Below are 20,648 nucleotides of genomic sequence, written 5' to 3'. Positions count from 1 at the left end.
ACGCTCTGACTGGCAAGCATCAAAGGACAGGATGACATCATGAGTAACTGGCTGGACAAGATTATGCCGAGCATGATTCGCTCGGAATCCAAACAGCGCACCAGCGTGCCCGAAGGGCTGTGGAAGAAATGTCCCAAGTGTGGGGCTTTTCTCTATAAGCCGGAGCTGGACAAGAACCTTGATGTTTGTCCGAAGTGCAATCATCACATGCGGGTGACGGCGCGTCGACGCCTCGATATTTTTCTCGACGAAGATGGTCGGGAAGAGATTGCCTCGGATCTGGAACCCTGGGATCGCCTGAAATTCAAAGATACAAAGCGCTATAAGGAGCGTCTCGCCCAAGCGCAGAAAGCTACCGGCGAGAAAGACGCCCTGGTGGTTATCCGGGGCGCTACGCTCGGGGTGCCGCTGGTCGCCTGTTCCTTCGAATTTAATTTCATGGGTGGCTCCATGGGCCAGGTGGTCGGTGAAAAGTTCGTGCGTGCCGCCAATATTGCATTGGAAGAGCGTATACCGCTGGTCTGTTTCTCTGCCAGCGGCGGTGCCCGGATGCAGGAAGCCATTCTGTCGCTGATGCAGATGTCCAAAACCGCTGCGGTATTGGAGCGCATGAAGCAGGAAGGCATCCCTTACATTTCGGTGCTCACGGATCCGGTTTTCGGCGGTGTTTCGGCCAGCCTTGCCATGCTGGGTGATCTGAACATCGCGGAACCGAATGCGCTTATTGGTTTCGCCGGCCCCCGGGTTATCGAGCAGACAGTTCGCGAAAAACTGCCAGAGGGCTTCCAACGCAGTGAATTCCTCCTGGAGCACGGCGCTATCGATATGATTCTGCATCGTCACAAAATGCGAGAGCGGATAGCGGCAGTACTGGCGAAATTCACTGGCCAGGAAAAGCCAGCTGAAGAAGCGCCCATTGAATTTGAAGTATCGGAGAAACCGGACGTCGATGCCCCGGAAGCCTGATCTCAGCGAACCACTCCCGGTTGCACCGGCTACGGGCGCTTCTCTGGAGCAATGGCTCGCTTATCTGGAAGCCGTTCATCCGTCAGAAATTGATCTTGGCCTGGACCGCGTACTTGTGGTGTTGCGGCGCCTCTTTGCCGGGCCGATCAAGGGTCGGGTTATCACCGTTGCGGGCACCAATGGCAAGGGCAGTACGGTTACTTGCCTGGAAGCTCTTTTACAGGGAGCAGGGCGGACTACGGGAGCCTACACCTCACCCCATCTCAGTCGTTACAACGAACGCATACGGATCAACGGCGTAGAGGTCGATGACGGAGAGATTATCACTGCTTTCGAGGCTATCGATGCGGCCCGTCGCAAGGTCTCCCTGACGTATTTCGAATTCAGTACTCTGGCAGCCTTTCTGATCATGGAATCCCACGGTGTTGAAGACTGGATTCTGGAAGTCGGGCTGGGTGGGCGTCTGGACGCAGTCAATGTACTTGACGCCGAGCTTGCCATCATCACCTCTGTCGACATCGACCATACCGCGTGGCTCGGTACAGATCGCGAGACCATTGGGTTTGAGAAAGCTGGTATTCTGCGGTTCGGAAAGCCCGCAATTTATGCTGATGTGGACCCTCCCAGTTCTGTGCTGCAGCAGGCCACTGCCCAGAAAGTGCCATTGCTGAGATACGGCACGGATTATACGATTGCTCAGGGCGCGCCCGGCCTGCTGGTCGATCTGAAGGCGTCAGGTCGTTGCATTCAGGTTCCCCAAAGCCCGTTGCCAGAAACGTCCGTGGCTGCTGCTGTTCGGGCTGCGTGTCTGCTGCAGCCCGACATTACTGACCAGATTATCAGTGATAGCCTCCAGGCAGTGCGCATGCCGGGTCGCTTTGAGCTGATTCACGCATCGCCCACGGTGTACGCTGATGTTGGCCACAATCCTCATGCTGCTCGTTGGCTGGCTGGAAGATTAGAGTCGTTGAAAGCGGAAGGTACCAAGATATTCGCTGTTTACGGGTGTCTCACTGATAAAGACTCCCAAGGTGTGGTATCAGCCCTGAGAGGCGTGGTAGACCATTGGATGCCGGGCGGTCTTTCGGTTGCCAGGGGAGTGGATGCCGTTGGGCTAGCAGAACGGCTACAAAAAGTCTTACCGGGTCATGGGGCATATACTGTTTCCAACACTGTGAGCGAGGCACTGGATCTTGCATTGGCGCAGGCGGGTGTGAAAGATATCGTGATTGTGTTCGGGTCGTTTTTTACCGTTTCCCAGGCCAGAAAGCACCTGAATGTCCTTTGAGAGCGGGTGTAATGGTATTAAAGATCAGTCATGGATCGGTCGGACTTTTGAGTTATTGCCTGTCGCCGGTTAGTATCCGGTCAGGTTGTCAGTCAGGTCGTCCGGTTTTCGGACGGTGGAATTTACGGGAGGAGCAGTTAACGTGGATGGACTCAAGCAACGGGTAATCGGGGCTGTGGTTCTGGTCTCACTGGCAGTTATTTTTGTGCCAATGCTTTTTGATGAGCCACACACTGAACGTTCGTCTCGCGTCATCGATATTCCTGAGGAACCACCGTTTCCGGAAGTAGAGGCGCCCCCCGTACTTGATGAAGACGCGCCTTCCTACCGTCTGGAAGAACCTTCTGCAAATCCTGTGTTTGAACAGCCGACACCTGATTCCGAGTTGGCGCCAGCCGAGCGGGAGGCAATGGACTCGCCTCAACCCTCCGTCAGCATTCCCGATTCAGAACCGGAGCCGCCTGAAACCCCGGCGCCGCAACCATCGCCATCCGAGCCAAGCTCGGAACCTGCGCAGGAGACTGAGTCTGAAGAGTTCACTCGCTCTCTCGAAGGTGCGTGGGTGGTCCAGTTGGGTAGTTTTGGTAACGCTGATAACGCACGCCGTCTCCGTGATAACGTGCGCGAAAAAGGCTATGACTCCCACACCCAGCGGATCGAACGGGGTGATACCACCTTTACTCGGGTATTCTCTGGTCCTTACTCTGAAAAAAGTGATGCCGAGAAAGCAAAAAAGGCACTGGATGCCGAATTCGGTGTAAATGGCCTTGTTACGTCCGGAAATTGATTGGCTTCGGACTTTCCCCTTTACCTGTTTGGTGTGACCGGGTTTCCTGATAGAATTCGCGCTCTTGTTTTGCCACTGAGTTGCTCATGAATGCGCTGATCTGGATTGATTGGGTCATTATCGCCGTGATCGCGGTATCCACACTTATCAGTCTTAAACGCGGCTTTATCAAAGAGGCGCTCTCGCTGGTAACCTGGGTCGCTGCGTTCATTCTGGCCCGCACCTTTCACCCCCAGATGCAGTCGTTGCTCGAAAACACCGTAGAAACACCCATGGTGCGCCTGATCGCCGCCTTTGCCATCCTGTTTTTCGGTACACTGATTGTCGGGGCGATCATTAATAACATGATTGGCCATCTCGTTCGGGCAACAGGCCTTACGGCGACTGATCGCGTTCTGGGTATGGGTTTTGGTTTGCTCAGGGGCGTTGTCGTCGTGATTGTTGCGATTGCTTTTACTCGCTATACACCGTTGTCAGAGGATACCTGGTGGCGCACATCCATAATGATTGAACGTCTGGCTGTAGTCGAAGACTGGTCACGCCGTACACTGGGAGACGAATTCGGCCGGCTTCTGGGGCCAGCGTCGTCCAGTGAGCCTGACGGGGCAGCGTCTGAAACGTCGTCTCGATAATACTCAGTTTTAATGCTCTGGAGAATGCATCATCCATGTGTGGAATAGTCGGCATTGTCAGTACCACCAACGTGAATCAGACGCTCTACGATGCGTTGACGGTTTTACAACACCGGGGCCAGGATGCAGCGGGTATAGTGACGTTTCAGGATGAGCGTTTTTTCCTGAGGAAAGATAACGGTCTGGTCCGGGATGTATTCCGAACTCGCCATATGCGGCGCCTGGTGGGTAATGTAGGTATCGGGCACGTGCGTTATCCGACCGCTGGCAGCTCCAGCTCGGCCGAAGCGCAACCTTTCTATGTTAATAGCCCTTACGGTATAACGTTGGCCCATAACGGCAATCTGACCAACGCAGACGACCTCAGTCGAGACCTGTTTCGTACCGATTTGCGCCATATCAACACCAATTCCGACTCTGAAGTTCTGCTCAACGTTTTTGCTCATGAGCTGCAAAAGCAAGGCAAGCTTGACCCGACCAAAGATGAAATTTTTGCGGCAGTCCGATCGGTTCATCAGCGTTGTCGCGGTGCCTACGCGGTTATTGCGATGATTACCGGTTACGGCATTGTCGGTTTTCGTGACCCGAAAGGTATTCGTCCGGCTTGTTATGGAGTTCGCAAGACCGAAGCCGGAGAAGAGTTCATGATAGCTTCCGAAAGCGTGGCGCTCAGCGCAGCCGGATTTACACTGGTACGCGACATTGCGCCGGGGGAAGCGGTGTACATTGAGACCGATGGTACATTGTACACCGAGCAATGCGCCGAGGACCCACACCTGATCCCGTGTATCTTCGAGCACGTTTATTTTGCCCGTCCGGACTCCATCATCGATAAAGTGTCGGTCTACAAGGCCCGTCTGAGAATGGGTGAGACACTGGCAGAAAAAGTTCTCAGAGAGCGACCGAACCACGATATCGACGTGGTGATGCCCATTCCAGACACCAGCCGGACCTCCGCGATGCAAATGGCGCACCGGTTGGGGGTCAAATTCCGCGAAGGCTTCATCAAGAACCGCTACATCGGCCGTACGTTCATCATGCCGGGCCAGACGCTTCGCAAGAAGTCTGTGCGCCAGAAGCTGAACCCCATCGATCTGGAGTTCAGAGGTAAGAACGTGATGTTGGTGGATGATTCAATCGTCCGGGGCACGACCTGTAAGGAAATTGTGCAGATGGCTCGGGACGCCGGTGCCCGCAAGGTTTACTTTGCATCCGCCGCCCCCCCGGTTCGGTATCCGAATGTCTATGGTATCGATATGCCGGCAGCCAGCGAACTGATAGCCCATGATCGTAGTATTGAGGAAATCCAGACGCTGATTGGTGCGGATTGGCTGTTGTACCAGGATCTTGAAGACCTGATTTCCTCAGTCAGCGACGTTAATCCCGAGATCGAACGGTGGGAATGCTCCGTTTTTGATGGCGATTACGTCACCGGTGATATCGACAAGGCCTACCTGGATCGCCTGGAAGCGCAGCGTTGTGACGACAACCAGTCGAAGAATAACGCCGGACAGGATATGGATAGCGACAACGGTATTATTGACCTTTATAACGACGAAGACTGAGGCACTGATTTATGACTTACCGTCGTGAAGAACATAACTGGATCCCGGAATCAGATCTTGAAGGTGTCTCGGTGGATACACTCGCTGTCCGTGCGGGCCAGATCAGGACCGGTCAGCTTGAACATAGCGATGCTATATTTCCCACCTCCAGCTTTGTATACGGCAGCGCCGCCCAGGCCGCAGCGCGCTTTTCCGGTGATGAACCCGGTAATATCTACTCCCGATTTACCAATCCGACGGTCCAGGCGTTTGAAGCCAGGATCGCGGCGATGGAAGGCGGTGACCGAGCTGTGGCTACTTCTTCCGGGATGGCAGCGATCCTGGCCACTTGCATGGCGTTGCTGAAAAGCGGTGATCATGTCATTTGTTCAAGGGGAGTTTTTGGGACGACCAATGTGTTGTTCCAGAAGTACATGGCCAAATTTGGTCTCGAAACGACTTTTGTTTCATTGACTGATATGAGCGCCTGGCAATCCGCCGTGCGCCCTGAAACCAGAATGCTGTTTATTGAAACCCCCTCCAATCCGTTGTGCGAAGTGGCGGATATGACGGCACTCTCCGCCCTGGCCAAAGCAAATGATGCGTTGTTTGTGGTGGATAACTGCTTTTGCACCCCGGTACTGCAGCGCCCTTTTGAGTTTGGTGCGGATATTATCATTCATTCGGCAACCAAGTATCTCGACGGGCAGGGGCGATGTGTTGGCGGCGCTGTGGTAGGCCCCAATAACCTGATGGAAGAGGTGTACGGATTTCTCCGGTCAGCGGGCCCGACCATGAGTCCATTTAACGCCTGGGTTTTTCTTAAGGGTCTGGAAACCTTACCGATTCGTATGCGCGCTCACTGTGACAATGCGTTAGGGTTGGCGGTATGGTTGGAACAGCAACCGGGCATTGAGCGGGTGTTCTATGCTGGCCTTAAAAGTCACCCACAGTACGAGCTGGCGGCGCGGCAGCAAAGCGGTTTTGGCGGCGTGCTTTCGTTTACGGTCAAGGGTGAGCGCGAGGCAGCCTGGGCTTTTATTGACGCTACCCGCTTGATTTCTATCACCGCAAATCTGGGCGACGTAAAAACAACGATCACCCACCCCGGCACCACGACTCACGGTCGTTTGTCGCCGGAAGACAAGGCCAGCGCAGGCATTACCGATAACCTCGTCAGGATTTCCGTGGGCATCGAGTCGATAGATGATATCAAGGTTGATCTGGAACGCGGGCTCGCAGCCCTGGCCAAGTGATGTGTGACTCTGGAAGTCAGGGCAGTACGCGGGTTTTCAGGCTAAATCGAAAAGCAAGGGAATATCTGAGCATTCATGGCTGAGCCAAAAAAGGCGAATAAGACGCCCGAACTGACTGAAAAACAACAGCGCTTTCGCCGTCTCGTCGCTCAAGGTGCACGGGAAGGCGCCGTGATTGCGCTGGTGGCCCTGTGTATATATCTGAGTATGGCACTGCTGACGTTTAGCAGTAGCGATCCGGGCTGGGCCAGTATCGGCCACGAAACTCAGGTTTCCAACTATGCCGGACGTACGGGCGCCTGGCTGGCGAGCCTGATGATGGACTTCTTCGGGCACGTTGCTTTCCTGTTCCCTGTGATGATTGCCGGTTATGCACTGATGCTTGTGCGCCTTCGTCATGAGCCATTGGACCTGCACTGGCCACTGTTCATGGTGCGATTCGGCGGTTTCCTGTTAATACTGTTGTCCGCCTCAAGCCTGTTATCCCTGTATTCCGTGCTGGGTCTAGAGGCCTCCTCTGGCGGGGTGCTGGGGGTAGAAGTCTCCGAAGCAATGGTGCGCCTGTTTAATTTACCTGCCACCACGTTGCTGTTAGTCGCTATTTTCCTATTTGCTTTGACGGTTGCGCTCGGGCTTTCGTGGTTCCATTTGATGGGTCGGGTAGGCGCCTGGACGATTCGAAGCCTTGAAACTGCTCGAGCCATGTTCTCGCCAACCCCCCCAGAAAGAGAAACCAGGCCTGATCCCAAATCGTCAACACCCCAGCAGGACCTGTCAGCCCGGCTGCCACCAAAATCCTCCTCGACGAAACCACAACCGCCGTTGGTCAATGATCGGGTGTCCGGGGCAGGGGAGAAGGCCAAATGGTGGCAGCGCTTGTTCGGTATCGGAAAAGCCAAAAAAGCAGACGAGCCACCAAAGCCACGAAAAGAGCCCGGCTTTGATGGGGTGGCAGCCCACGGTGAAGAGCCAGCCCGCATCGAAAGCTTCTCCTCAAGGGAAGCAAAAGAGTCTGATGTCTATGAGTCGAGGCCAGTAAATACCACTAATGGTTCCGGTAAACCTGCCAAGGCTGCGGGCGTGGTGTCAAAATCGCTCAAGATTTCACCGTTCAAGCGGGATGAAACACAAAAAGCACCGAAAGGTGAATCGCAGCCTTCCCTGTTCGACGATATAGAAAGCGAAATACCTCCGATTTCGTTGCTGGACCCGCCTGAAGAACACAAGGAAAAAGGCTACTCAGAAGAATCGCTTGAGCATATGTCGCGGCTGCTTGAGGAGAAGCTTGCCGATTTCGGCGTGTCGGTGGAAGTAGTCGAGGTCAATCCGGGCCCGGTGATTACCCGTTTTGAGATCAAACCAGCTGCCGGGGTGAAGGTCAGCCGCATTTCCAACCTCGCCAAGGATCTGGCTCGGTCACTGGCGGTGCTCAGTGTGCGTGTGGTTGAGGTAATCCCCGGTAAATCGGTTGTCGGCATCGAGATTCCGAACGAAGAACGGGAAATGGTTCGCTTGAGCGAAGTGTTGATTTCCAAGGTTTTCCAGGAATCATCGTCGGCATTGACGCTGGCCCTGGGCAACGATATCGGTGGCAATCCAATGGTTGCCAACCTTTCAAAGATGCCCCACCTGCTGGTTGCAGGTACGACCGGTTCGGGTAAATCCGTCGGTGTGAACGCGATGATCCTCAGTATGCTGCTGAAAGCGACGCCAGAAGAAGTGCGCTTTATCATGGTGGACCCGAAGATGCTCGAACTGAGTATCTACGATGGCATACCCCATTTGCTGGCTCCGGTCGTCACAGACATGAAAGAAGCGGCCAATGCCCTCCGGTGGTGCGTCGCTGAAATGGAACGTCGTTACAAGCTGATGGCGAACCTGGGCGTGCGCAATCTCGCGGGATATAACCGTAAGGTCAGGGATGCCCAGGAAGCCGGAGAGCCTTTGATGGATCCGTTCTGGAAGCCCGATGAATACCTCGACAGTGAAGAGCAGTTCCGGCCTGAGCTCGAAACATTACCCTTTATTGTGGTGGTGATCGACGAATTTGCTGACATGATGATGATCGTCGGCAAAAAGGTTGAGGAGTTGATCGCGCGGATTGCGCAAAAGGCCCGGGCAGCCGGTATTCACTTGATATTGGCGACTCAGCGTCCCTCTGTGGATGTTATCACCGGCTTGATCAAGGCCAATATTCCGACCCGTATATCGTTCCAGGTGTCGTCCAAAATTGATTCCCGGACTGTACTGGATCAGGGTGGCGCCGAACAATTACTGGGCCATGGCGACATGCTTTATCTACCGCCGGGCTCAGGACTTCCGGTTCGTGTCCATGGCGCGTTTGTAGATGATGACGAGGTGCATAGGGTGGTCAGTGCCTGGAAGGCGCGAGGTGAGCCGGTATTCGTGGACGACATACTTAATGGCGCGGAAGGTGAACATTTACCCGGCGTACCTACCCTGTCCGAAGGTGGCGACAATGAAGCTGACGCACTGTTTGATGAAGCCGTAGCGTTTGTGACTGAGGGCCGTCGGGTTTCGATTTCATCAGTACAGCGTAAATTCAAGATCGGCTACAACCGAGCTGCCAATCTGGTGGAGGCCATGGAGGCTTCAGGTGTCGTCAGCTCAGCCGGTCATAATGGCGCCCGGGAAGTTCTGGCACCGCCACCACCGAGAGATTAGGAGTGCAAACGATGAGAATGAAACAGTTCGGAGTGCTTGTGCTGGCATTGCTTACCAGCTTTTCAATGGCGCAGGCGGCAGACAAGGCTGCAGCAGAGCAACTGGCATCAGAGCTCAAGGGGTATACTACCTATCAGGCAGACTTCATTCAGATCGTAGTGGATGGCAGCGGTAGCGAAGTCCAGGAGAGTCGTGGCTCCCTGAAGGCCAAACGTCCCGGATTGTTTTACTGGCAAACTGATCGTCCCATGGCGCAGTTCATTGCTTCCAATGATGAGAAAGTCGAGGTTTATGACCCCGATCTGGAACAGGTCACTATTCATGCGCTTGATCAGCAGGTAGCCAATACGCCAGCGATGCTCCTGAGCGGCGAGGTTGGTAACCTGTCAGAAAATTACGAGGTCTCTATGCAGGCGGCCAGCGAAAAATCCAATATCTATACCCTGGTACCGAAAAGCCAGGATTCCTTGTTTGTGTCTCTGGAGATGAAGTTTTACGACGGCAAACTCGAGGAAATGCGCCTCGAGGACTCACTGGGCCAGCGCAGTATTCTCAGCTTTAACAATATTGTATTGAACGAGGAGATTGCCAACTCCGAGTTTGTCCTCGACTACCCTGACGACGTGGACGTGATTCAGGGCGAAGGCTGATGCAGGAAGGCCTGTTCGAGGACCGGCAAGGCTTTCAGCCCCTGGCCGCTCGCATGCGGCCAGCCACTCTGGATGAGTACGTCGGCCAGGGCCACCTGGTCGGCCCTGGCAAGCCTTTACGACGGGCGGTGGAGCAAAGCCAGCTCCATTCGATGATACTCTGGGGACCACCAGGCGTCGGCAAGACAACGTTTGCACGTTTACTGGCCAACCTGAGCGAACTCAGTTTTGAAACAGTGTCTGCGGTGCTGAGCGGCGTGAAAGATATCCGTGCGGTGGTCGAAAGGGCAAAGTATCGCAAACAATCGGAAGGCCGGGATACGCTGCTATTTGTTGACGAAGTTCATCGCTTTAACAAAAGCCAGCAGGATGCATTTCTTCCCCATATTGAAGATGGCACCTTCGTCTTTGTGGGTGCGACCACCGAAAATCCCTCGTTTGAACTCAATAGTGCGTTGCTTTCCAGAACCCGGGTTTACGTACTGAAAAATCTTGAACAAGCAGACTTGCTGCGTTTGCTGAACCGTGCCCTGACCGCCCCCGACGGTCTGGATGGGGCCATTGCGGTGTCTGACTCCGTCCTTGACACAATCGCCAGTGCGGCTGGCGGTGATGCCCGAAGAGCCCTGAACATTCTCGAAGTAGGGACAGATCTCGCTGAGCCCGACGAGGAAGGGGTGCTCCGAATTACCGAATACCATCTGGAGCAGGTACTCCAGACCAGCCTGCGTCGATTTGATAAAGGCGGTGACGTTTTTTACGACCAGATTTCCGCGCTGCATAAATCTGTCAGAGGCTCGGACCCTGATGGATCCCTGTACTGGATGTGCCGGATGCTGGACGGCGGTTGTGATCCGTTCTATGTGGCGAGACGGCTGGTGCGAATTGCCAGCGAGGATATCGGCAATGCCGACCCACGGGCGCTGCGGCTTTGCCTGGACGCGTGGGAGTCGCTGGAACGTCTGGGTAGTCCCGAAGGTGAGCTGGCACTGGCCCAGGCCGTGATCTATCTTGCTATGGCCCCCAAAAGCAATGCGGTTTATAACGCTTATAACCAATGCCGGGCGGCTATTCAGAATGGGCCGGATTACGACGTGCCGGTCCACCTCCGCAATGCACCGACCAAACTTATGAAATCCCTCGGCCACGGTGATGAATATCGCTACGCCCACGATGAGCCTGACGCTTTCGCAGCGGGCGAGGTATACCTGCCTGAAGCCATCAAAGACCGACGTTTCTATCATCCCGTCAGCCGGGGAATGGAGATCAAAATGGCAGAGAAGCGGGAGTGGCTTGATCAGAAGAACAAAGCAAGCTCCGCAAAGCGGTTCCCCTAACGCCGGAATTGAGTTCTCCGGATGGCCTAACCCGCTTCGACAGGTATAATGCCGCTAATACTTGATTGCAACCTGCCACCCGAGAGGGAATTATCGGTTGTCCGTTGCCAAGGTTGAACCCCTCAGACTCACAGGATCCCCATGCTCGACCCAAAACGTGTCCGGAATCAGACCGAAGAGATCGCCCGCCGATTGGCCATCAAACACTATACGTTTGATCAGGCAGCCTTCGAGAAGCTCGAAGAACAGCGCCGAACGCTTCAGGTTCGAACCGAGACCCTACAAAGCGAGCAAAACAGGCGCTCCAAGTCCATTGGCAAGGCTAAAGCTTCCGGTGAAGACATTCAGCCTTTGCTGGACGAAGTTGATGACCTCAAAGCCCAGCGCTCAGAGGCGGAGGAACAACTGAAAATTCTTCAGGAAGAGCTTAATAACTTCCTGGCTGGCATTCCGAATATTCCTGACGACTCAGTTCCCGCCGGGGACAGCGAAGAAGACAACGTTGAGGTTCGTCAGTGGGGCAAAATCCCGACCTATGATTTCGAGCCCAAAGACCACGTTAGTCTTGGTGAGAATCTGGGTGGACTTGACTTTGAGACCGCCACAAAGCTGGCTCACTCCCGCTTTGCCGTTATGCGTGGCGATCTGGCCAGAATGCACCGGGCGCTGGCCCAGTTCATGATAGATCTGCATACGCGGGAGCACGGCTACACCGAAGCTTACGTGCCTTATCTGGTCAATGCGGACGCACTTTATGGCACTGGTCAGTTGCCAAAGTTTGAAGAGGATCTGTTTAAAACCGAAGGTGAAAAACCCCTTTACCTGATTCCCACGGCCGAGGTTCCCGCTACCAACCTGGTGAGCGATACCATACTGGACGCAGGCGAACTTCCGATCAGTCTTGTTTGCCACACGCCTTGTTTTCGCAGTGAAGCTGGCTCATACGGCAGGGACACCCGGGGCATGATCCGACAGCACCAGTTTGATAAGGTCGAGATGGTCCACATTGTTCGGCCCGATGATTCAGAAGCTACTCTTGAAGCGTTAACCGGTCATGCGGAGAAAGTTCTGCAACTGCTGGAGCTTCCGTACCGGGTCGTGCAACTTTGTGGCGGAGATCTTGGCTTCGCTGCAGCATGTACTTACGATCTTGAAGTGTGGCTGCCGGGCCAGGGCAAGTATCGGGAAATATCCTCCTGTAGCAACACCCGCGATTTCCAGGCCCGTCGCATGGGTGCCCGGTGGCGCAATCCTGAAACCGGTAAACCGGAGCCGGTCCACACGCTCAATGGCTCAGGCCTGGCAGTCGGACGGGCTCTGATTGCAGTGATGGAAAATTACCAGCAAGCAGACGGCAGTATTGTGGTGCCAGAAGTGCTCAAGCCTTATATGGGAGGTGTTGAAAGGATTCAATGAGTAATAAAAAAGATCAACAGGACACTCTTGGTAGGGCACGAAGTATTCCCTCATTGCCTCCGAGGTACAGGGTAAATCCGGTCACCCGGAGCAGTAATGCCTCCGAGGGTGAGGTTTTCCTGGTGGGAGCCGGGCCGGGTGATCCGGAGCTGCTTACGCTGAAGGCTTATCGTTTGATCACTACCGCTGATGTGGTGCTCTACGATCGACTGGTATCCCAGGAAATCATGGCGTTGATTGCGCCGGACGCGGAACTGATTCATGTCGGTAAGCAGCGCTCAAACCATACCTTGCCCCAGGACCAGATTAACGAGCGACTGGTTGAATTCGCCCGGGCTGGGCGACGGGTCGTGCGGCTAAAAGGAGGCGACCCGTTTATTTTCGGGCGCGGGGGCGAAGAGATTGAAACATTGGCCGCCGCAGGCGTTCGTTTTCAGGTTGTTCCGGGGATCACCGCCGCCTCGGGGTGCGCCGCCTACGCGGGTATTCCCCTGACTCATCGCGATTACGCACAGTCAGTGCGTTTTGTGACGGGCCATCTCAAGAACGACACCTGTGACTTGCCCTGGACCGATTTCGTCCAGAATAATCAGACCCTGGTGTTCTATATGGGGCTTGTAGGGTTGCCGATTATTACCCGTGAATTGATGACCCATGGGATGGCGGAGTCCATGCCTGTTGCACTGGTTTCAAAGGGCACAACTCCGGATCAGCAGGTTGTGGTGGGTGAGCTCAATACCATTGTCCGGAAGGTAGAAGAGCGGCAGGTTTCCGCACCCACGTTGATCATAATCGGGCAGGTAGTGCAACTGCGCTCCCGCCTGGACTGGTTGGGCGATAAGTCGTGAAGTGTGTTCGGAATTGTTTTGTTCGCGGTTAAAATCGCTCCTACCCTGGAATGGGTATTACTTGACTACTTGACGCGATTCGGCAGCGCATCCTTCAGCTTATCCCGCATGTCCCGCAGCGCCTTTTCCGTGGTCGGCCAGTCAATGCAGGCGTCAGTGATGGAAACGCCGTATTTCAGGTCTGCCAGGTTTTCCGGGATAGACTGATTCCCCCAGTTAAGATGACTTTCAACCATCAGGCCTTGAATTGAGCGATTGCCTTCCAGAATCTGGTGGGAAATATCCGCCAACACCAGGGGCTGGATGCCCGGGTCTTTACTGGAGTTGGCATGGCTGCAGTCCACCATGATTGATTTTCGCAGGCCCGCTTTTTCCAGAGCCTGTTCACAGAGTGCCACGGTGACCGAATCGTAATTCGGTTTACCGCCGCCGCCCCGCAGAACCACATGGCCATACGCGTTGCCCTTTGTGCGCACGATCGAAACCTGACCTTTCTGGTCAATACCCAGGAAACTGTGGGGGTGGGAGACTGATTTCATGGCGTTGACGGCAACATCAAGGTTGCCGTCAGTGCCGTTTTTGAATCCGATGGCCATGGAGAGACCACTACTCATTTCCCGATGGGTCTGGGATTCCGTGGTGCGTGCGCCGATAGCCGACCAGGAAATGGTGTCCTGAAGATACTGGGGAGAGATCGGGTCCAGCGCCTCTGTAGCCGTTGGGAGACCAAGTTCGGCAATATCCATTAACAGACGACGGCCAATATGGAGCCCTTGCTCTATGTCAAAAGAGTCGTTCAAGTGGGGGTCGTTGATGAGCCCTTTCCAACCAACTGTCGTGCGCGGTTTTTCGAAATAGACACGCATGACAATACATAGGGTATCACTCAGCTCGTCTGCAAGAGCCTTGAGCTTACCAGCATATTCATGGGCTGCTTCGACGTCGTGGATAGAGCAGGGGCCGACCACCACGAACAGGCGGTGATCCTTTCCGTCCATAATGTTATAGATTGCCTGCCTGCCATTGCTGACCGTTTCCGCCGCTGCTGCAGAAAGCGGTATGGCTTGCTTGAGTGCCTCAGGTGTAATCAGTGCTTCCTGACTGGCCACATTGATATTCTCGAGTTTAGTGCCGGACATGCGTTAGTGGTCCCCGATTCTGTCTTTTCCCGAAGGCGGCTGGGTTATTTGGGCGCAAGCCTGTGGGGTTTTACGGTGATTTTGAGTGTCGGATATACTGCGTTATTTACAATGCTAATGCAACGAAGCGACAAACGGATACGCGGCGGTTCTGGACCTTGTGAGCAGGCCATGCTGCAATGATCTTCAGTTGAAAACCTGCATCTGTCGGGATCTTTATCTGCCGCTTGGGAAAACTGAGTTGAATGTCGCCTAACTACCCGAAAAAAATCCAGCCTTCGCAAGCAACCGATGTCATTAGCCGGGATATCGACGCCGTTTTGTCAGGTATCAGAGTACCGGAGCTTCCCTATCCGGTGGGTCGGGGTAGCCCGGAGCAAATGACTGACTGGCGACCTCTGTTATTGTCCTGCTGGGAACAACAGCGGGATGAATCTGTTACTCATGTCATGCAATCAGTTTCGCTGGCCTGGACGGTCAGGCAAGTCAATGCGGCCTACCTGGCCGATCGTTTCATGGACGTTTTCCTGCGCACCTCCGGGTTGCATGAGGCGCTCATACGGCGGGTCGCCCGGCTACGATTTTTTCTTGCCTGGCGGATGGGATCTGATAGCTCAGCAGCCTTTGAAGGCAGTATTCGTCACTGGCTGGACGGGCTTGTGGACTGGCAAGGCTGGAGCGATTCGGGCGGCCGCTCCTCCCGGGCGTTGCTCGACCAACTCGATGCCCTGGTGCATGCGGTCAGAAAAAGCTTTGAAGCTAACGACATTCAAGCGTTTGATGATTTCGCAAGTCAATGGGCCAGCGAAGCGCAACAACGACATCAGAAATCGGAAAAGCTTCATCAGCGTTTAATGGATACGGAGCGCGGAGCGGCGAGACAACGAAGGGCGGAGCAGACCGCTCGGGCTTGTGTCGGTAGGGCGCTTGGCAACAGAAAGCTGCCAGAGGGGATCAACGTCTTCATTTTTGATTACTGGTTGCCTCTGCTACGCCAAATCGCCTGGAATGACGGGCCAGAGGGAGAAGATTGGCGCCATGCAGCAAAGCTGCTGGAATGGCTGGTTTGGATTGGTGATCCGGCGCTGTCAGATAAAGACCGTGATCGACTCTATCAGGTAGGTGAACAGATTGGTGATCGCATCACTGACGTCTGGAACCGTGTTCAGGGTCAGACACTTCCACTGGCGGCCTTGAAAGACGTGGAACGGGTCATGATGGCACGTCTCCGGGGTGAGATACCGGAGCGGATAGCCGCGATCTCGGCGGAGCGTCCTTTGGATTATGATCCTCGCTGGCTGTCGCCAGTGATGGTGGATGCCCAGGCCCTGGAACAAGCCAAGGGTACCTGGTTTGTAGAGGGTGAAGGCGCCACCGAGCATCGGCGTTATTTTCTTGATTTTCTTAATGACTCCCGGGATGTGCTCTGGACTAACGGCTTTGGCGTTAAACTGGCACTGACCCCCTGGCATGAATTCCTGATTGCACAACAACAAGGTACTCTGAAGCCTCTGCCACCTCTGAACAGTTTTGGTACGGTACTCGCAGATACAGTCGAAGCGCTTGCTCGAGTATTGGAAGTCCAGCGACGCCAACGTGACAAGGCAGCTGCAGAGGCTAGCGCAAAAGCGGAACTCCTCAGGCAGGAAAAAGAGGCTGCAGAACAGAAGCGTGCCCAGGACGAGGCTGATCGTTTCGCTGAAGAGGCCCGCGTCAAAGGCGAACAGGATGCCCGGCGGCTTGCGGACGAAGAGGCTGAAACGAAGCGAGTGCTGCAAGAACGCATGGCGCTTGCGGCGAGCCAGGTGGGGAGTATCAAGTTGGGAGGCTGGATAGCGTTGGATTCCGAAGCCCAGGATGAAAAAGATGGGGCCTCATCAATTATCAGGTTAAAGCTTGCGGTCAGGATCAATGCATCCAGAAAGCTGGTGTTTGTTGATCGCTTGGGGTTAAACCGCACGGAATACACCATTGATGACTTGGTACATCGGGTCGCAAAGGGTGAGATACGGGTGCTGAGCAGCGCTGCAGAATTTGACGACACGCTGTCCAGAGTGGTCGGCCGCATTCGTGTTGGCCGCACCTGATGCAGGATAAGAGGAAAACTGAAACGATGAGTGCGGATAGCTCGAATCATTACAGCTTGGGGGCGCCCAGTCTGGATACTGAAGACGATCAACGATCCGAGTTCCGTCTGACCGGGCGGGCGACGGTTTCGCTGCAGTTGGAAGCGCCCGATCTGGACGAGGACGATCCCGGTAAGACCATTGTTTGTCATACCCAGGATCTGTCATCCTCCGGCGTCAGAGTAAAGTCTCTTGAGCCAGTACCCGTGGGCGCTTTATTACCTCTTTCCGTCAGGTTTGAAGGTGATCAGATCGCCTACCAGCTAACAGGAGAAGTGGTCTGGATCGAGTCCCGGGATGACGGCTATTACTGGATAGTGGGTGTTAAGATACTCAAGTCTGATGACACTTCCTTTGTAGAGTGGGTGGAGGCCGTTGCCAAGGTAATGGCAGAAGATTGATCCTATAAGCTGGCGTCCGGGCTGCTGACCCAGACGCCGAAAGAACCGATCTATTCTTCGGCTTTCTCTTCGAGATTTGCCATGGCTGTGATGTTGAACCCGCCATCCACATATAGGATTTCACCGGTGATACCGCTTGCCATGTCAGAACACAGGAAGGCCGCGCTGTTGCCAACTTCAGAAATGGTGACGTTGCGACGGATCGGAGCCCGCTTGGCGTTTTCTGCAAGCATCTTGCGCAAGCTCTTGATGCCGGAGGCGGCGAGGGTCTTGATGGGTCCGGCGGAGATACCGTTTACGCGAATACCATCTTCACCCAAACTGGCTGCCATGTAGCGTACGTTGGCTTCCAGTGAGGCTTTAGCCAGACCCATCACGTTATAATTTGGCAGCACTTTTTCTGAACCCAGGTAGGTCAGGGTCAGCATCGAACCATTTTCCCGCAGCATCTTGCGACCGGCTTTTGCCAGCGCTACAAAGCTGTAAGAGCTGATGTCGTGGGCAATACGGAAACCTTCACGGGTGGTAACATCAACATAGTTGCCGTTCAATTCGTGGCCCGGTGCAAAGCCGACCGAATGCACAATAATATCAATGCCGTCCCAGTGTTTGCCCAATTCTTCGAACACAGCTTCTATTTCTTCATCGTTGCCCACATCGCAAGGAAAAGTCAGTGTGCTACCCCAGCTTTCTGCAAAGCCTTCAACTCGTGATTTCAGCTTTTCACCCTGGTAGGTAAAGGCCAGTTCTGCGCCTTGCTGGTAAAACGCCTCTGCAATGCCTGCTGCAATGGATAGTTTGCTGGCAACCCCGACGATCAGAGCGCGTTTTCCGGTGAGTAATCCCATGATTCTTTTCTCCATTGTTGGAAGATTTCTGGCAAGCATTATCCGTTATCACCGAGGGCGCGGGTAACGCTCAATTGGTCTTAGTCAGCCCCGTTCGACTGGATTTCCTTGGGACTGTGTTGATAAAACAGCGCTGCACTGAGTAGCTCCTTTGTATAATCCGCCGCAGGCGCTTTAAAAACCTTTTCAGCTGGCCCGTACTCGATAACCTGACCATGCTTCAGTACTAACAGTTTATGACTCAAAGCTCGCACGACGGCCAAGTCATGGCTGATAAATACATAGCTTAGACCATACCGCGCCTGCAGTTCACGGAGTAACTCAATTACCTGCTTTTGTACGGTCCGGTCCAGCGCAGAGGTAGGCTCGTCCAGAATAATCAGGTCAGGTTGAAGCACCAGTGCCCGTGCAATAGCAACACGTTGCCGCTGGCCCCCTGAGAACTCATGGGGATAACGATGGCGCGCTTCCGGGGCCAGGCCGACGTCAATCAGTGCCTGAATGACTTTCTGATCGTGATCCTGGCTGGCAGGTTCGTGGACCTCCAAACCCTCACGAATGATTTCAGCGATCGACATGCGCGGGCTCAGACTCCCAAATGGGTCCTGGAACACAATCTGTATTCGACGGCGGAACGGCCGGAATTGCTTCTGATTCAGATTCTCCAACGGCTCCCCCAGAAAACGGACCTGGCCCTGACTGCTGGTCAACTTCAACAGAGCATGGCCGATGGTGGTTTTACCGCTGCCGCTTTCCCCGACAATTCCCAGGGTTTCACCCCGGCGGACTGAAAAGCCGACATCCCGAACCGCGTGGAAGAATTCCCGGGGCTTGCCAAAAAGGGATTTTTTGGTCGAGAACCTGACATCCAGTCCGAGAACGTCCAGCAGTTCCACCGTATTGTCGGGAAGGGTAATGGGGGCCTCAGGCGGTTCCGCGTCCAGCAATTTACGGGTATAGGCGTGTTGGGGCGCGCTGAAAAGTGTCTCTACCTCAGCCTCTTCCACTTTACGACCGTGCTCCATGACCACCACGTGATCTGCGTAACGCCTCACAATCGAAAGGTCATGGGTGATTAATAGCACGGCCATACCCAGTTTTTTCTGCAAGCCTTTAAGCAATTCGAGAACCTGGCGCTGAATGGTTACATCCAGCGCTGTAGTGGGTTCGTCAGCGATCAGTAGATCAGGTTCATTGGCCAGTGCCATGGCAATCATGACTCGCTGCTTTTGGCCACCTGAGAGCTGGTGAGGGTAACTGCCAAGGCGGGTTTCGGCGTCGTCGATTCCTACCAGTTCAAGCAGTTCGATGCAGCGCTTACGGGCCTGCTGCGCCCTGAGCCCGAGATGCAGCGCAAGGGTCTCTGAAATTTGCTTTTCCACCGTGTGTAACGGGTTCAGAGAGGTCATCGGCTCCTGAAAGATCATGCTGATCTGCTTACCGCGAATCTGGCGCATGCGTTTAACCGATGCCGTCAGCAGGTCCTCGCCCTGGTAGGTGATTCGGCCGGTGGGATAAGTGGCATGACGTGCATCCAGTAGCCTTAAGATGGATAGCGCCGTAACGGACTTGCCGGAGCCGCTTTCACCGACAATAGCCAGCGTGCGCCCTTTGTCCAGAGACAGTGACAACCTGTCGACGACCGGCTCGTTTGCGTCAAAGGTTATGGAGAGATCTGAAATGTTCAACAATTCCGTCATATCAGTTCTTTCTCGGGTCGAAAGCGTCTCGCACGGCTTCACCCACGAACACCAGGAGCGTGAGCATGATGGCCAACGTAATGAAGGCTGAAATACCGAGCCAGGGTGCATGAAGATTGGCTTTACCCTGGGCGATGAGCTCCCCCAATGAAGGCGACCCGGACGGCAGACCGAAACCAAGGAAATCCAGGGACGTGAGCCCGGTGATGGCGCCGGTGAGAATAAAGGGAATAAACGTCAGCGTTGCCACCATGGCATTAGGCAAGATGTGCCGGAACATAATCATCCGGTTACTTAATCCCAGCGCTCTTGCTGCTTTAACGTACTCAAAATTACGGGCCCTAAGAAATTCAGCGCGTACCACGTCCACCAGGCCCATCCAGCTGAACAGCAGCATGATGCCAAGCAGCCACCAGAACGTCGGCTGCACGATGCTCGACAGAATGATCAGCAGGTAAAGCACTGGTAAGCCGGACCAGATTTCGATAAATCGTTGGCCGGCCAGATCAGTCTTGCCGCCATAGAAGCCCTGTATGGCTCCCACAATAACACCCACGATACAGCTCAGAATGGTCAATGTAAGCCCGAACAGGACTGAAATACGGAAGCCATAAATCAGCCGGGCCATTACATCCCGGCCCTGATCATCCGTCCCCAGCCAGTTCGCCGATGAGGGCGGGGCCGGGGACGGCTCATCCAGGTCGTAATTGATGGTGTCGTAGTAGAACCGGATGAGTGGCCAGATAATCCAGCCATTGGCCTCGATTTCGTCCCGAATGAAGGGGTCGCGATAGTCAGCCTCGGTTGGCAAGAAGCCGCCGAAGCGCTCTTCCGGAATGGATTCAACGATAGGAAAGAAAATCTCATCCTGATAGGACAATACCAGGGGTTTGTCGTTAGCAAACAGCTCCGCCACCAAGGACAGGCCGAATAACAACAGGAAGATCCAGAGGGACCAGAATCCGCGACGGTTCTTGCGGAAATTCGCAAGGCGTCTGCGCTGGATCGGTGTCAGCGTCATGCCA

General features: G+C 54.5%; 16 protein-coding genes and 1 pseudogene. 13 read left to right on the top strand and 4 right to left on the bottom strand.

All coding sequences use genetic code 11. The features are described 5' to 3' along the window. The first annotated feature begins 39 nt into the window (after window positions 1-39). The 11 genes and pseudogenes from accD to cobA form a co-directional block, all read left to right on the top strand. Complete coding sequence (gene accD, locus WEB64_RS09445) at window positions 40-966, top strand: acetyl-CoA carboxylase, carboxyltransferase subunit beta (protein ID WP_368058698.1); 927 nt, start codon at window positions 40-42, stop codon at window positions 964-966. After that, a complete protein-coding gene (folC, locus tag WEB64_RS09440) occupies window positions 950-2,254 on the top strand; it encodes a bifunctional tetrahydrofolate synthase/dihydrofolate synthase (RefSeq protein WP_368058696.1) in 1,305 nt (434 codons plus the stop codon). The genes accD and folC overlap by 17 nt, the downstream gene beginning before the upstream one ends. 142 nt (window positions 2,255-2,396) lie before the next feature. Beyond that, the gene (locus WEB64_RS09435) at window positions 2,397-3,041 is read left to right on the top strand and encodes an SPOR domain-containing protein (protein WP_368058694.1); all 645 of its coding nucleotides are present in this window, start codon (window positions 2,397-2,399) and stop codon (window positions 3,039-3,041) included. Between the two features lie 86 nt (window positions 3,042-3,127). Next, the gene (locus WEB64_RS09430) at window positions 3,128-3,673 is read left to right on the top strand and encodes a CvpA family protein (protein WP_368058692.1); all 546 of its coding nucleotides are present in this window, start codon (window positions 3,128-3,130) and stop codon (window positions 3,671-3,673) included. A gap of 35 nt (window positions 3,674-3,708) precedes the next feature. Then, window positions 3,709-5,238: an amidophosphoribosyltransferase gene (gene purF / locus WEB64_RS09425; RefSeq protein ID WP_368058690.1), complete on the top strand. Its 1,530-nt coding sequence runs from the start codon at window positions 3,709-3,711 to the stop codon at window positions 5,236-5,238. 11 nt (window positions 5,239-5,249) lie between these two features. Beyond that, window positions 5,250-6,473, top strand: coding sequence for an O-succinylhomoserine sulfhydrylase (locus WEB64_RS09420; RefSeq protein ID WP_368058688.1), 1,224 nt, complete (start codon window positions 5,250-5,252; stop codon window positions 6,471-6,473). Window positions 6,474-6,548: 75 nt separating this feature from the next. Then, window positions 6,549-9,158 (top strand): DNA translocase FtsK, encoded by a 2,610-nt coding sequence (locus WEB64_RS09415; RefSeq protein WP_368058686.1) that lies wholly within the window; start codon window positions 6,549-6,551, stop codon window positions 9,156-9,158. Window positions 9,159-9,169: 11 nt separating this feature from the next. Further along, on the top strand, window positions 9,170-9,808 hold the full coding sequence (gene lolA, locus WEB64_RS09410; protein ID WP_368058684.1) for an outer membrane lipoprotein chaperone LolA: 639 nt from the start codon (window positions 9,170-9,172) through the stop codon (window positions 9,806-9,808). Then, window positions 9,808-11,145 carry a replication-associated recombination protein A gene (locus WEB64_RS09405; RefSeq protein ID WP_368058682.1) on the top strand — a complete coding sequence of 446 codons (1,338 nt, stop codon included), beginning with the start codon at window positions 9,808-9,810 and terminating at the stop codon, window positions 11,143-11,145. Before lolA ends, WEB64_RS09405 begins: the two co-directional genes overlap by 1 nt. 141 nt (window positions 11,146-11,286) lie before the next feature. After that, window positions 11,287-12,561, top strand: coding sequence for a serine--tRNA ligase (gene serS / locus WEB64_RS09400; RefSeq protein WP_368058680.1), 1,275 nt, complete (start codon window positions 11,287-11,289; stop codon window positions 12,559-12,561). Between the two features lie 104 nt (window positions 12,562-12,665). Beyond that, window positions 12,666-13,409 (top strand): annotated as a pseudogene (gene cobA, locus WEB64_RS09395) (uroporphyrinogen-III C-methyltransferase); the annotation flags it as partial. Between the two features lie 65 nt (window positions 13,410-13,474). On the opposite strand, the gene WEB64_RS09390 reads toward cobA, so the two are convergent. Further along, a complete protein-coding gene (locus WEB64_RS09390) occupies window positions 13,475-14,548 on the bottom strand; it encodes a 3-deoxy-7-phosphoheptulonate synthase (RefSeq protein ID WP_368058678.1) in 1,074 nt (357 codons plus the stop codon). A 245-nt stretch (window positions 14,549-14,793) separates the two neighbouring features. Between WEB64_RS09390 and WEB64_RS09385 the strand changes: the two genes are divergently transcribed. Both WEB64_RS09385 and WEB64_RS09380 read left to right on the top strand, forming a co-directional pair. After that, window positions 14,794-16,635, top strand: coding sequence for a DUF1631 family protein (locus WEB64_RS09385; protein ID WP_368058676.1), 1,842 nt, complete (start codon window positions 14,794-14,796; stop codon window positions 16,633-16,635). Window positions 16,636-16,661: 26 nt separating this feature from the next. Continuing rightward, entirely contained in the window at window positions 16,662-17,075 is a 414-nt protein-coding gene (locus tag WEB64_RS09380; protein WP_368058674.1) for a PilZ domain-containing protein, read from the top strand. A 50-nt stretch (window positions 17,076-17,125) separates the two neighbouring features. Here WEB64_RS09380 and WEB64_RS09375 read toward each other — a convergent pair whose 3' ends face one another. The 3 genes from WEB64_RS09375 to WEB64_RS09365 form a co-directional block, all read right to left on the bottom strand. Beyond that, a complete protein-coding gene (locus WEB64_RS09375; RefSeq protein ID WP_368058672.1) occupies window positions 17,126-17,923 on the bottom strand; it encodes an enoyl-ACP reductase in 798 nt (265 codons plus the stop codon). An 80-nt stretch (window positions 17,924-18,003) separates the two neighbouring features. Next, window positions 18,004-19,623, bottom strand: a complete 1,620-nt coding sequence (locus WEB64_RS09370; protein WP_368058670.1) for an ABC transporter ATP-binding protein — start codon at window positions 19,621-19,623, stop codon at window positions 18,004-18,006. A 1-nt stretch (window position 19,624) separates the two neighbouring features. Beyond that, window positions 19,625-20,644 (bottom strand): ABC transporter permease, encoded by a 1,020-nt coding sequence (locus tag WEB64_RS09365; protein ID WP_368058768.1) that lies wholly within the window; start codon window positions 20,642-20,644, stop codon window positions 19,625-19,627. Window positions 20,645-20,648 lie beyond the last annotated feature (4 nt).

Source organism: Marinobacter sp. (assembly GCF_040882185.1).
GTDB lineage: Bacteria > Pseudomonadota > Gammaproteobacteria > Pseudomonadales > Oleiphilaceae > Marinobacter.
The sequence above is the reverse complement of the archived record's forward strand: the minus strand, read 5'-3'. Positions and strand labels throughout refer to the sequence as shown.